The following is a 13,355-nucleotide window of genomic DNA, read 5'->3' as shown; positions in this document are numbered from 1 at the left end:
GCTCGGGCGACGTCGCAAGATTGTCCGGTGCGATAATGTTCGATTGGATCAAGCCCCGCCGCCGCCCCGGTCATTTCGCCGCGCTGGACAGTGCCGACTTTCCGCCCTTTACGCCGGGCTCGGTCTGGCTCGTCGGCGCCGGCCCTGGTGGCCCCGGGCTGATGACGCTGTTGGGCTATTACGCCTTGGGGCAGGCCGATGTCGTTGTCCACGACGCGCTGGTGTCCCGAGCACTGCTGACCATGGCCCGTCCCGGCGCTCAACTCGTCTTCGCAGGCAAGCGCGGCGGCAAGCCCTCGCCCAAGCAGGCCGATATCTCGTTGCAACTGATCGATCTGGCTCGTGCCGGCAAGCGCGTGCTCCGCCTCAAGGGCGGCGATCCCTTCATGTTCGGCCGGGGCGGGGAGGAGGCTGGGACGCTGGCGGCCGCCGGCATTCCATTCCGCATTGTCCCTGGCATTTCCTCGGGCCTCGGCGGACTGGCCTATGCGGGCATTCCCATTACCCACCGTGACACCAATCAGGCCGTGCTGTTCCTCACCGGCCACGATGATAGCGGGGCGGTGCCACAAGCGGTGGATTGGCCCGCCGTCGCCCAGGCGGCCCCGGTCATTGTCATGTTCATGGCGGTCAAGCATCTCGGCTCCATGGCCGACAAGTTGCTGGCCGCCGGCCGCGACGGCGCCGATCGCCTCGCCATCATCTCCAACGCCGCCACGCCAAACCAGTCGGTCATCGAGACCACCTTGGCCCAGGCGCACCTTCTGCATGACGTTCCCACCCCCGCCATCATTGTCCTCGGCCCCGTGAGCCGCTATCGATCCTCGCTGGATTGGTATGTCAGTAAGGCGCGTGAGCATGGGTTTGGCTAAAGGCCTCGTTATCGCTGCGCCGCGCTCCGGCTCCGGCAAAACCGTCATCACCCTCGGCCTGCTCGCCGCCCTACGCCAGCGCGGCGTTGCCGTCGCACCAGCCAAGACCGGACCCGACTATATCGATCCGGCCTTTCTCGGCCGCGCCGCCGGTCGCGACGCGGTCAATCTCGACCCGTGGTCGATGTCTCCCCACCGCCTGAAACACCTCGCCGCGCAGCAGGCCGGCAAATCCCTCCTGATCGTCGAAGGTGTCATGGGCCTGTTCGACGCCTCCGCCGATGGCACCGGCTCGACCGCAGACCTCGCCGAACTGCTCGAGCTACCCGTGATTCTGGTGGTCGATGCCGACAAACAGAGCCAATCCGTCGCCCCGCTCGTCGCCGGCTTCGCCAATTGGCGCGTCGGTGTCCGCGTCGCCGGGGTTATCCTCAACCGCGTCGCCTCCACCAAACATGAGCGTATGCTGGTCGACGCCCTGGCACCCACGGGCATTCCCTGCCTCGGCACTATTCCACGAGACCCAGCGCTCGTCATCCCTGAACGCCATCTTGGCCTCGTCCTCCCCGGCGACATCGATAGTTTCGAGCCGTTCCTCGCCGCCGCCGCCCAAGCCATCAGCGATTACATCGATCTCGATCGCCTGCAGTCCCTCGCCACGCCCATCGCCGAAACCCAAGATAATCCGGCCCCTCTCCCGCCACTTGGCCAGCGCATCGCCATCGCCCACGACGCGGCCTTTGCCTTTCTTTATCCCCACCTGCTCGACGGCTGGCGCGGGCAGGGGGCCGAACTCACTTTCTTCTCCCCCCTCGCCAATGAAGCGCCCGCCGCCGATGCCGATGCCATTTTCTTGCCCGGCGGCTATCCCGAATTGCACGGGGCAACACTCGCTGCCGCCCAAACATTCAAGACCGGCCTGCTCGCCGCCCGCGACCGCGACGTGCTGATCTATGGCGAGTGCGGTGGCTTCATGGTGCTGGGCGAAGTGCTGGTCGATAAGGCGGGCATGCCGCACGAAATGGCCGGCCTGCTGCCGGTCATCACCCAGATCGATCGCCCCAAGCGCACCCTCGGCTATCGCCGCCTCACCCAGTCCGCGCTCCCGTGGCCGACCCGCCTTAACGGCCACGAATTCCACTATTCCTCGGTCAAGCAGTCGCGCCTGCCGCCGCTATTCGAAGCCACCGACGCCACCGGCGCTCCACTGCCGCCCATGGGCGCCGCCATCGGCCGGGTCATGGGCTCCTACGCCCATGTGGTGGACGCCGCATGACTCGCGCCCTGATGTTCATGGGCACCGGCTCCGATGTCGGCAAATCGCTGCTCGTCGCCGGCCTCTGCCGAGCCTTCGCCAATCGTGGCCTCCGCGTCGCGCCGTTCAAGCCGCAGAACATGTCCAACAATGCGGCCGTGACCGAGGACGGCGGTGAAATCGGCCGCGCCCAGGCCCTGCAAGCCCGCGCCGCCAAGCGCCCGCCGCTGACCGCGATGAACCCCGTCCTGCTCAAGCCCGAACAGGAAACCGGCGCCCAACTCGTCGTGCGCGGCCAGCGTCGTACCTCTATGTCCGCCCGCGATTACTTCGCCCGCCGCTCGGTCCTGCTCCCTGAAGTGCTCGCTGCTTATGCTGAACTGGCCGCCGATGCCGATCTGATCCTCGTTGAAGGCGCCGGCAGCGCCTCCGAGGTCAATCTGCGCGCCAATGACATCGCTAATTTCGGCTTCGCCCAGGCGGCAAACGTCCCGGTCATCGTCATCGGCGATATCCAGCGCGGCGGCGTCATTGCCTCGCTCGTGGGCACCTTCGCGGTCATCGACCCCGCCGACGCCGCCCTCATCGTCGCCACGCTGATCAACAAATTCCAGGGCGATCCAACTCTGTTCGACGCCGGCAAGGTCTTCATCGCCGAGCGCACCGGCGTGCCCTGTCTCGGCCCCATCCCCTATTTCGCCGATGCTCACCGGCTCCCGGCCGAAGACGTCATGGCCCTCGATACCCCCCAGCGCTCCGTCACCGGTCAATACGTCATCGCCGTCCCCCGCCTGCCACGCATCGCTAATTTCGACGATCTCGATCCCCTCCGCGCCGAGCCCGGCGTCTCCGTCGTCATCGTCGAACCCGGCCACCCCCTGCCGCGCGACGCCAATCTCATCATTCTCCCCGGCTCCAAAGCCACCCGCGCAGACCTCGCCGCCCTTCGCCACAATGGCTGGGACATCGACATCTTGGCCCATCACCGCGCCGGGGGCAGGGTGCTGGGCATCTGCGGCGGCTATCAAATGCTGGGCCAAACCATTGCTGACCCCGACGGCATAGAAGGGGCCCCCGGTACCAGCCCCGGCCTCGGACTGCTCGAACTCGACACCACCCTGACCCCGCTCAAACAACTCCGCGTCGAGCACGCCACCGATGCCCATACCGGCCTGCCCATCGCCGGCTACCACATGCATATGGGCGTCACCCGAGGCCCAGACTGCGCGACGCCCTTCGCGTATGTCGACGCCACGCCCGAAGGCGCCATAAGCCCCGATGGCCGCGTTTCCGGCACCTATCTACACGGCCTCTTCACCGCCGACGATTTCCGTCGCGCCTTCCTCGGCAATGCCGCCACTGCGGGTCTCAACTACGAAGCCGGCGTGGACGCGACACTCGATGCCCTTGCCGCCCACCTCGAATCTCATCTTGATCTCGATGCGCTGCTAGCGCTCGCCCAACCGGTCCGGACCGCCTGATGCAACTTCTCATCCCACCGCTCGCCCTGTTGGTCGAGCGCATCTTCGGCTACCCCGCCCGATTGATCGTGGTCATCGGCCACCCAGTGATGTGGTTCGGCTGGCTGATCGACTACCTCGAGCAACGCTCGAACCGCCCCTATCGCACCGCTGATGAACGCCGCACCGCCGGCATCGTCAATCTCGCCATGCTGCTGGCTGTGACCCTCGTCGCCTCTGTCCTCGTCCAGCAGGCTTTCCGCGCCATCCCCGGTGGCTGGACTATCGAAATCCTGCTCGCCACCCCATTCCTCGCTCAAAAGGAACTCGGCCGCGCCGTCAATGCCGTCGCCGAGGCCATGCGCACCTCGCTCGCCGCCGGCCGCGAGGCGGTCAGCCACATCGTCGGCCGCGATCCCCAAGCGCTCGATGAAGCCGGCGTCTCCCGCGCCGCCATCGAAACCTTGGCCGAAAGCACCTCCGACGGTGTTATCGCTCCGCTATTCTGGCTGGTCCTGCTCGGCCTGCCCGGCATCGCGCTCTACAAGGCCATCAACACCGCCGATTCGATGATCGGTCACCGCAACGACCGCTATCGCGACTACGGCTGGGCCGCCGCCAAGCTGGACGATGTGGCCAACTGGATCCCCGCCCGCCTGACCGCCGTACTGATCACCGTCGCCTGCTTTTTCACGCCCTATGCCAGCCCCAGCAAAGCCTGGAACACCACCCGCCGCGATGCCCGCAAACACGCCTCGCCCAATTCCGGCTGGCCCGAAGCCGCCTTCGCCGGCGCCTTGGATTTCACCCTCGGCGGCCCGCGTAGCTATGCCGGCGAAATGGTCGATCTCCCCGCCTTCGGCACCGGCAAGCGCGACCTCGTCGGCAGCGACATTTTACGCGCTCTCCAGCTTTATCGCTCGACCCTGAACGTGACGCTGTTCGTCAGCACCGCCGTGGCCTTGCTGTTGTTTTCGGCCCGCTTCTAGGCCTCGTAGATCCGTGGCGTGTCCATGCTCGGTGCCTCGCCCTTGAGCACCATCGGCAATCCCGCGACGACAAAATACACATCGTCGCAAATCTCGGCCAGTCGCTGATGCGCCGACCCCGCCAGATCGCGAAACGTGCGCGCCATCGCATTATCCGGCACGATACCCAGGCCTACCTCATTGCTGACCAGCACGATCTTGGTCTGGCGCACCTGCACCAGCGTTTCGGCCAATTGCTCGACCGCCCCCGCCACCTCCTCGCCCGCCATCAGCATGTTGGTGATCCACAGCGTCAGGCAGTCGACCAGAATCACATCGTGCTGCTTGGCGGCCGCGATGATGGCGTCCGATAGTGCCAGCGGCTCCTCAATGGTGGCGAATCGCCCAGCCCGGCCGCGCTGGTGGCTTTCGACTCGTTCGCGCATTTCGCCGTCCAAGGCAGTTGCCGTCGCCAGATAGGCCGGCTTTTGCCCTTCATGCATTGCCAAACGCTCGGCAAAAGCCGTTTTGCCCGATCGTGCGCCGCCCAGCACCAGCAGATGTCGTGTCATGCTCAACCCCTTCCGTCCCGCAACGGTCTTGATGATTAAAAGCGTGAGCCGCCAGCCGGTTGCGTCTGCCCGCCGCTGCCCGTAGACAAGCTATGCGAAACTGTCGCTTCGGTCGCGCGGAACAGCAGCTTATTGTACTTTCGTCTTAGCATCTTTCGCATTATGGTCCGCGCCGAACCGACCCAATACACTGTTGGCATAGAGACGGAGGCGCCCGCGTGCCCAGATACTATCTTGGCGTTGACGGTGGCGGCACCAATTGCCGCATCCGCTTGGCCGACGAGAACCTGAACACCCTTGCCGAGGTCAGGAATGGCCGCTCGAACCTGCAGATCGACGATGGCAATCCAGCCTATCAGGCGATCTCGATGGGTACCAAGGAAGTGTTCGCCCAAGCCGGTCTCGATGCCGGGCAAATGGCCAATACCTATGCGTGTTTCGGCATGGCCGGTGCTCGCCTGATTTCCGCGCGCGACGAATTCGAGGCGCGGCCCTGGCCGTTCGCCGCCGTCAAGGTCTACGACGATATCGATATTGCCCATGCGGGCGCGCTTGGCGGCGGCGACGGCGCCGTTATCATTGTGGGCACCGGCTCGGCCGGTCTCGCCATTGTGGGTGGCCAGCGCTACCAGCTCGGTGGCTGGGGCTTTCCTGTGGGCGACCAGATGTCAGGCGCCATTTTGGGCCGCGAACTGGTGCGGATTACCGTGGAGGCCGAAGACGGCTTGGTGCCGGGCTCTGACCTGACCAAGGCCGTTGTCGCGCAGATGGGCGACAACGACGCCATCATGGATTGGTCGTTCAAGGACGAGCGCAATCCTGCCGACTACGGCGCCCTGATGCCGATGTTCATCGACTATTTCGAAAAGGGCGACCCGATCGCTCGCCAGTTGATGGATTTGCAATTCAGCTACATCGACAACTATGCCAACTGGTTCAAGGCGCGCGACGCCAAGGTCATGGCCATCGTCGGTGGCTTCGGCCAGCGCCTGTTCCCGCTATTGCAGCAGCGTTATGGCGATTTCGTCGCCTTGCCGCTCTACGAACCGCTGCATGGCGCTGTCATCCTCGCCAAACAGAATTTTGCTTAAAGACTGCCTAAAGAAGGACTTAGCCTCGTGTCCAGCCGTATCATTCCGGTCCAGCCTTTCGATTATGTGGTGTTCGGCGCCACTGGCGACTTGACCAAGCGCAAGCTTATTCCGGCGCTGTATCATCGCTTCAAGGACGGTCAGTTCGACGAGCAGTCGCACATTATCGGCATGTCGCGCTCCAAGCTCAGCGACGCCGATTTCCAGAAGCTGGCCCGCGACGCGGTCACCGAATTCGTGGAAAAGGAATATCAGGACGCCGCGGTCATCGATCGCTTCGTCACGATATTCTCCTACGTGGCCAACGACGTCAGCGACCCGACCAAGTGGACCGATCTGGGCAAGGCCCTGCGCGATGATCCCAAGATCGTCCGCGCGTTTTACCTCGCTGTCGCGCCTGACCTGTTCGAGCCCATCGCCGAATATCTGTCCAAGAAAAAGTATTACCGCCGCGACGCTCGCGTGGTGATCGAAAAGCCGCTGGGCCACGATCTCGCTTCGTCGATGGAAATCAACGATGGCGTCTCAAAAATCTTCAAGGAAGATCAGGTCTATCGCATCGACCACTATCTCGGCAAAGAGACGGTGCAGAACTTGCTGGCGCTGCGTTTCGCCAACACGCTGTTCGAGCCGATCTGGAATTCGGCCCATATCGACCATGTGCAACTAACGGTGGCCGAGTCGGTCGGCGCCGGCCTGCGCGGCTATTACGACGAATCTGGCGCTCTGCGCGACATGATCCAGAACCACATGTTGCAGCTGCTGTGCCTCGTCGCCATGGAGCCGCCAGCTTCCGACGATGCCAATGCCCTGCGCGACGAAAAGCTCAAGGTGTTGCGCTCGCTAAAGCCCATCGTCAATGGCGACGTCGCCCGCATGACCGTGCGCGGCCAGTACCGTGGCGTGAAGTCCGAGACCACTTCGGTCGCCGGCTATCAGGATGAATTGCCCGAAGCCAAAAAGGGCAGCCGCACCGAGACTTTCGTTGCCCTCAAGGCCGAAATCGAAAACTGGCGTTGGGCCGGCGTGCCCTTCTACCTGCGTACCGGCAAGCGCATGGCTAGCCGCGTTTCGGAAATCTGCATCCAGTTCCGCTCCATTCCGCATTCGATTTTCGATCATGCCGAAGGCGCGCCCAAGGCTAACAAGCTGATCATCCGCCTGCAGCCCGATGAGGGCGTCAAGATGATGATGATGATCAAGGATCCGGGGCCGGGCGGCATGCGCTTGCGCGAAGTGCCGCTGAACCTGAGCTTTGCCCAGACCTTCAGCGAACGCACGCCCGAAGCCTATGAGCGCCTGCTGCTCGACGTGATCCGCGGCAACCAGACCCTGTTCATGCGACGCGACGAGCTGGAAGCGGCCTGGAAGTGGGTCGATCCGATCCGCGAAGCCTGGGACAATTCCTCCGAGCCGACCCAGTCCTATACGGCTGGCACCTGGGGCCCGACCGGCTCGATCGCCCTGATCGAGCGCGACGGCCGCACTTGGTATGAAGGCGAAAACTGATGACTATCGAACGCCGCAGCTTTGCCGATAAGCCGACCCTGGCCAAGGAATTGGCCGAGTCGGTTGCCGACCGTATTCGTACGGCCATCGCGGAGCGCGGCACGGCGTCCATCGCCGTCAGCGGTGGTTCGACGCCCGGCCGGTTCTTCCAGGCGCTGGGCAAGACCAAGGATATCGACTGGTCCAAGGTCATCGTCACGCTCGTCGATGAGCGCTGGGTCGATGAGATGAGCAACCGCTCCAATGCCCTTTTGGTCAATGAGCGCATGCTGCAGGGTCCGGCGGCGATCGCGCGATTCCTGCCCCTCTATTCGGGCGGCGACGAGCCGACGCCCGAGCTGGTCGCCAAGACAAATGCCTCGCTCGCCAACCTGCCACGCCCGTTTGCCGCGGTCATTCTCGGCATGGGCAGCGACGGCCACACGGCTTCGTTCTTTCCCGGCGGCGACACGCTCACTGAAGCTTTGTCCGCCCCCGGTCCCGCACTCGCCATCCACGCCCCCGGCGCCGGCGAGTCGCGCATCACCCTTACCCTTCCGTATCTGTTGAACACGGATGGGCTCTACCTTCACATCGAAGGGGAAGAAAAGGCCGTCGTTCTCGACACGGCATTGAGTGAAGGCCCCACAGAGGCCATGCCCATCCGTGCCGTCTTGCGCTCCGGCCAGACTGTAACCGTCTACTGGTGCCCGTAGTCCCCGTCGCGGTCCCCAATCGACCGCTTCGGCCACTTAAGGCTCCACCAAGGAGCTAAAATGTCTGTTCGCCAAGCCATCCAGGATGTCACCGATCGTATTGCCGCCCGCAGCCGTGACAGCCGTCGCGACTACCTCAATCGCCTCGACGCCGCCAAGGAAGCTGGCGTCTACCGCTCGACGCTGAGCTGCGGCAATCTCGCCCACGCTTTTGCTGCCTGCTCGCCCTCCGAAAAGGCCGCTTTGGCCGGCAGCAAGACGCTGAATCTGGGCATCGTCACGTCCTATAACGACATGCTAAGCGCCCATCAGCCGTACCAATTCTATCCCGATATCATCAAGGAAGCCGCTCGCGCCATCGGCGCCACGGCCCAGGTTGCCGGCGGCGTGCCGGCCATGTGCGATGGCGTGACCCAGGGCATGCCGGGCATGGACCTCAGCCTGTTCAGCCGCGACGTCATCGCCATGGCGACGGCGATTTCGCTCAGCCACAACATGTTCGACGCCGCCGTTTACCTCGGCATCTGCGACAAGATCGTGCCCGGCCTGTTGATCGGTGCGCTGACCTTCGGCCATCTCCCCGCCGTCTTCGTGCCCGCCGGCCCGATGCCCTCGGGCATGCCGAACGACGAAAAAAGCAAGATCCGCCAGCTCTATATGGAGGGCAAGGTCGGCCGCGCCGAACTGCTCGAAGCCGAATCCAAATCCTACCACTCAGCCGGCACCTGCACCTTCTACGGCACCGCCAATTCCAATCAGATGCTGATGGAAATCATGGGCCTGCATCTGCCGGGCGCCAGCTTCGTCAATCCCGGCACGCCGCTGCGAGATGCGCTGACGAAAGAGGCGACCAAGCGCGCGCTGTCGCTGACCGCGCAGGGCAATGACTACACTCCCGTCGGTCACGTCATCGATGAGAAGTCGATCGTCAACGGCCTCGTTGGGCTGCACGCCACCGGCGGCTCCACCAATCACACCATGCACCTGATCGCCATCGCGGCCGCCGCTGGCCTGCACGTCACCTGGGATGACATGAGCGACCTCAGCGACGCCACCCCGCTGCTGGCCCGCGTTTATCCCAATGGCGTCGCCGACGTGAACCATTTCCACGCTGCCGGCGGCATGGGCTTCCTGATCCAGGAACTGCTCGCCAGCGGCCACTTGCACGAGGACGTCAAGACCGTCTGGGGCAATGGCCTGTCCGGCTACGCCGTCGAAGCCAAGCTGATCGAGGAGAAGCTGACCTTCGAGGCCTCGCCCAAGGAGTCGGCACTGCCAAAAGTTCTGACCGGGGTCGCCACCCCGTTCCAGACCTCGGGTGGTCTCAAGCTGCTCTCCGGCAATCTTGGCCGCTCGGTCATCAAGGTCTCCGCCGTCAAGCCCGAGCACCGCATCATCGAGGCCCCCGCTCGCGTCTTCCACGGACAGGAAGGCCTGCAGGCGGCGTTCAAGGCCGGCGAACTCAATGGCGACATGATCGCTGTGGTCCGCTTCTCCGGCCCCCGCGCCATCGGCATGCCCGAACTGCACAAGCTGACCCCCGCGCTCGGCGTCTTGCAGGACCGCGGCTTCAAGGTCGCGCTGCTCACCGACGGTCGCATGTCCGGCGCTTCTGGCAAAGTGCCTGCCGCCATCCACATGACCCCCGAAGCCGTCGACGGCGGCCCGATCAGCAAGCTGCGCGATGGCGACATGATCCGCCTCGACGCCAATGAAGGCACATTGACCTTCCTCGGCGACGAAAAGGAACTGCTCTCCCGCACCCCCGCCACCGAAGACTTGCGCCCCCAGCACTACGGCATGGGCCGCGAACTCTTCGCCGGGTTCCGCAGCCTGGTGGGTGTCGCCGATCGCGGCGCCAGCGTTTTCCAGTAGAGGCCGTGCACACACTGGCCGCCGGGTGTGTCCCGGCGGTCTCGTCTCAGGCGGCCGGCGTTTGGGGCAAATCGGCTGGCGCTGCACAGGTGCGGTTTCGGCCGCCTCGCTTGGCCGTGTACAGCGCCTGATCGGCGGCGCGCAGCATGGCCTCGGAGGAGCCGGTCAGGGAGAGCGAGGAAATCCCCAGGCTCGCCGTAACGGCCAAGTCCTGGCCCCCGGGCAGGCTCAACGTTGACTCCGCAATGCGCAATCGCATCCGCTCTCCAAGGGAGGACGCCGCGGCAATATCGCAATTGGGCGCGATAACGACAAATTCCTCGCCGCCATAGCGAAAGACAGTGTCATTGGGCCGAACCGAAGCAATAATCAGCGAACACACGTGCCGGAGCACCAAGTCGCCGACATCGTGCCCATAGGTGTCGTTGACGTGTTTGAAATGGTCCAGGTGGATCAAGACCGCCGATAGCGGCAGGTTCAACCTTGTGGCCCGGCTCACTTCCTCGATCAGCTTGCTGTTGAGATAGCGGCGGTTATAGGTGCCGGTCAGCGGGTCCTCGATGGCGTCGCGTTCGAGCTTGGCGATCCGCACCACGTCATTGGTGGTGACAAAGGACAGGCGTGTGACGACCAGGGTAAAGGCCCCCGCCACCATCAGGATCAGCGCCACAAGCTCATTGGCCACCAGCGCCCGTTCTTCCCAAAGAACGACCAGCCCCACATAGCCCACAATGAAGAACACGATCAGCGCACTCAGCCCGATCCACTGCCGGCGCAACGTGCTCGACGCACTGAGCAGGCGGATGATCGAACGCACCGTGAGCAGTGCCGCGGCCAGCAACCCCACCCCGATGACGAGCATCACATCGTCGACATACATCATTGTTCTTTCCGGCATATTCGGCATTCGTCTATTACCACTCCCGGGCTTCGAAACCCACGCCTACCGGCTCCGCCCAAACAACCGCTCGATGTCCCGCTTCTTGAGCTCCACATATGTGGGCCGCCCATGGATGCACTGCCCGGAATGCGGCGTGGCCTCCATGTCCCGCAGTAGAGCGTTCATCTCATCCACCCGCAGGCGCCGTCCTGAGCGCACCGATCCGTGGCAGGCCATGCGGCCGATGATGGCGTCCATGCGGTCTTGCAGCGCCGAGCTGGTTTCCCATTCGGCTAGGCCATCGGCAACGTCGCGCACCAGCCCCGAAATATCGGTCTGGCCCAAGAGGGCCGGGGTTTCGCGCACCGCGACGGCGCGGGGGCCAAAGCGTTCGAGGTACAGCCCGAAGCGTTCGAGTTCGGGCGCGGCCTCTTCGAGGCGGGCGCAGTCTTCCTCGGGCAATTCGATGATCACCGGAATGAGCTGCGCCTGGCTGGCGACCGGGCCGGAGGCGAGTTGCGCCTTGAACCGCTCATAGACTAGCCGTTCATGGGCCGCGTGCTGATCGACCAGCAGCAGGCCTTCGCCGTTCTGGGCGATGATGAAATTGTCGAACATCTGCGCCCGCGCCGTGCCGAGCGGAAACTCCATCAGTTCGGGACGCGCGTCGGGCATTTCGACCCGGGCGCTGGGTTCCGACAGGCCTGCCAAGTCCGATTGGGCGCTATAGCTGGGGGAGAACGGGTTAGCGTTGCCGGTTCCTGAGACGCGCTCATAGCCAGCGGAGGGGGGCGTCGGGCCGGTCCAGCGATAGGCGGTGGACGGATTGCTCGCCGCAGGCGCAGCCGCATATTCGGGCGCCGTGAATGCCCCCAGTACATCGTCGGCCACGCTGGTCGAGGCCTTGAACCCGGCCGCAGCCAGGGCCTCGCCGACCGCCCGGATCACGGCGCTGCGCACCCCGCCGGCATCGCGAAAGCGCAGTTCGGCCTTGGCTGGGTGCACGTTCACATCCACCTCACCCGGATCGACCGCGAGATAGAGCGCGATCACGGGAAAGCGGTCGCGGAACGTATAATCCGCATAGGCCGCTCGCACCGCGCCCACCAGCACCTTGTCGCGCACCGAGCGGCCGTTGACGAAGTAGAACTGGCTGAGCGAATTGGCCCGCGTGTAGGTGGGCAATCCTGCCAGCCCCGCCACCACCACGCCATGGCGCGCGGTCGCCAACTGCACGGAATTCTGGGCGAAATCATCGCCGATCACCTGCGACAGCCGCGCTTCCAATGCGCCCGCACCGCTAACTGCCGGCCAGTTAGCCGGGCTGCGGTCGCTGCCATTGAGCACAAAATGCACGCCGGGATTGGCCATTGCCAGCCGCTTGACCACATCGGTAATCGCCCCTGCCTCGGCCCGGTCGGTCTTGAGAAATTTGAGCCGCGCCGGGATATTGGCGAACAGGTTCTTGACCTCGACGATGGTGCCCCGGTTCATCGCCTGCGGCACCGGACCATGCCGCACCCCGCTGCGAACCTCGATCCGCAGACCACTCTCCGCATCGCTGGTGCGCGAGGCAATGCCCAGCTCCGCCACCGAGCCGATCGACGCCAGCGCTTCGCCGCGGAACCCCAGCGTGCGGATATCGTCGAGATCGTCGGCGCTGAGCTTGGAGGTGGCGTGCCGCTCGACCGACAGCAGCAGGTCGGCCCGGTCCATGCCATGCCCATCGTCCTCAATGCGCATCAACCCTTTGCCGCCCATGGCCGTGGTGACGACCACGCGGGTCGCCCCAGCATCGATGGCATTTTCGACCAGTTCCTTGACCACGCTGGCGGGACGCTCCACCACCTCGCCGGCGGCGATGCGGTTGATCAGGTCTTCGGGCAATTGGCGGATGGGCAAGGGCGATTCTCCTTGGGCCAATATAGGCCATGCCGGCGCGGTTTCCGACCCGGTTCGCGCACTTGCGCAACGCCAATTGCCGCGCGGGTGGACCGGGCGGTTTGGAAAGACTGCGGCATGCGGCGAGACGTGCCTCATGGTGTGTTTAGTAAGCGAGACAGCGCCTCGCCGCATGCGATGGGGTTTCTGGCCGCCCGAACGTGGCCTCCACTATTTCAGGAGACGAACGTCGCGCTGGCCCAGGGATCGCGCGACCGCATTCCCCTCCCACCAAAC

General features: G+C 64.4%; 11 protein-coding genes. 8 read left to right on the top strand and 3 right to left on the bottom strand.

Going from position 1 to position 13,355, the window contains the following annotated elements; translation table 11 throughout:
• The first annotated feature begins 35 nt into the window (after positions 1 to 35).
• The 4 genes from cobA to cbiB are packed head-to-tail and all read left to right on the top strand — an operon-like array spanning position 36 to position 4,576.
• A complete protein-coding gene (gene cobA, locus JWP26_RS20570) occupies positions 36 to 872 on the top strand; it encodes a uroporphyrinogen-III C-methyltransferase (RefSeq protein WP_299732321.1) in 837 nt (278 codons plus the stop codon).
• Positions 859 to 2,148, top strand: coding sequence for a cobyrinate a,c-diamide synthase (locus tag JWP26_RS20565; RefSeq protein WP_299732318.1), 1,290 nt, complete (start codon positions 859 to 861; stop codon positions 2,146 to 2,148). The genes cobA and JWP26_RS20565 overlap by 14 nt, the downstream gene beginning before the upstream one ends.
• Positions 2,145 to 3,608, top strand: coding sequence for a cobyric acid synthase (locus JWP26_RS20560; RefSeq protein ID WP_299732316.1), 1,464 nt, complete (start codon positions 2,145 to 2,147; stop codon positions 3,606 to 3,608). Before JWP26_RS20565 ends, JWP26_RS20560 begins: the two co-directional genes overlap by 4 nt.
• On the top strand, positions 3,608 to 4,576 hold the full coding sequence (gene cbiB / locus JWP26_RS20555; protein WP_299732313.1) for an adenosylcobinamide-phosphate synthase CbiB: 969 nt from the start codon (positions 3,608 to 3,610) through the stop codon (positions 4,574 to 4,576). Before JWP26_RS20560 ends, cbiB begins: the two co-directional genes overlap by 1 nt.
• Here the strand turns inward: cbiB and cobU are convergent.
• Complete coding sequence (cobU, locus tag JWP26_RS20550) at positions 4,573 to 5,127, bottom strand: bifunctional adenosylcobinamide kinase/adenosylcobinamide-phosphate guanylyltransferase (protein WP_299732310.1); 555 nt, start codon at positions 5,125 to 5,127, stop codon at positions 4,573 to 4,575. The genes cbiB and cobU overlap by 4 nt on opposite strands.
• A 218-nt stretch (positions 5,128 to 5,345) precedes the next feature.
• On the opposite strand from cobU, the gene JWP26_RS20545 reads away from it, so the two are divergent.
• From JWP26_RS20545 to edd, 4 genes are read left to right on the top strand one after another with little or no spacing between them, the layout of a single operon-like run.
• Entirely contained in the window at positions 5,346 to 6,218 is an 873-nt protein-coding gene (locus JWP26_RS20545) for a BadF/BadG/BcrA/BcrD ATPase family protein (protein WP_299732308.1), read from the top strand.
• A gap of 27 nt (positions 6,219 to 6,245) precedes the next feature.
• Complete coding sequence (zwf, locus tag JWP26_RS20540) at positions 6,246 to 7,727, top strand: glucose-6-phosphate dehydrogenase (protein WP_299732306.1); 1,482 nt, start codon at positions 6,246 to 6,248, stop codon at positions 7,725 to 7,727.
• Positions 7,727 to 8,422 (top strand): 6-phosphogluconolactonase, encoded by a 696-nt coding sequence (pgl, locus tag JWP26_RS20535; protein WP_299732304.1) that lies wholly within the window; start codon positions 7,727 to 7,729, stop codon positions 8,420 to 8,422. Before zwf ends, pgl begins: the two co-directional genes overlap by 1 nt.
• Positions 8,423 to 8,482: 60 nt before the next feature.
• Positions 8,483 to 10,297 carry a phosphogluconate dehydratase gene (gene edd, locus JWP26_RS20530; protein WP_299732302.1) on the top strand — a complete coding sequence of 605 codons (1,815 nt, stop codon included), beginning with the start codon at positions 8,483 to 8,485 and terminating at the stop codon, positions 10,295 to 10,297.
• Positions 10,298 to 10,343: 46 nt separating this feature from the next.
• On the opposite strand, the gene JWP26_RS20525 is transcribed toward edd, so the two are convergent.
• Together JWP26_RS20525 and mutL are read right to left on the bottom strand one after the other, a co-directional pair.
• Entirely contained in the window at positions 10,344 to 11,180 is an 837-nt protein-coding gene (locus tag JWP26_RS20525; protein WP_299732300.1) for a GGDEF domain-containing protein, read from the bottom strand.
• Between the two features lie 60 nt (positions 11,181 to 11,240).
• Complete coding sequence (gene mutL, locus JWP26_RS20520) at positions 11,241 to 13,079, bottom strand: DNA mismatch repair endonuclease MutL (protein ID WP_299732298.1); 1,839 nt, start codon at positions 13,077 to 13,079, stop codon at positions 11,241 to 11,243.
• Positions 13,080 to 13,355: the final 276 nt, after the last annotated feature.

It is taken from the genome of Devosia sp. (assembly GCF_028290435.1).
Lineage (GTDB): Bacteria > Pseudomonadota > Alphaproteobacteria > Rhizobiales > Devosiaceae > Devosia.
Note: the sequence above shows the minus strand (reverse complement) of the source record. Positions and strands in the feature narration are given on the sequence as shown.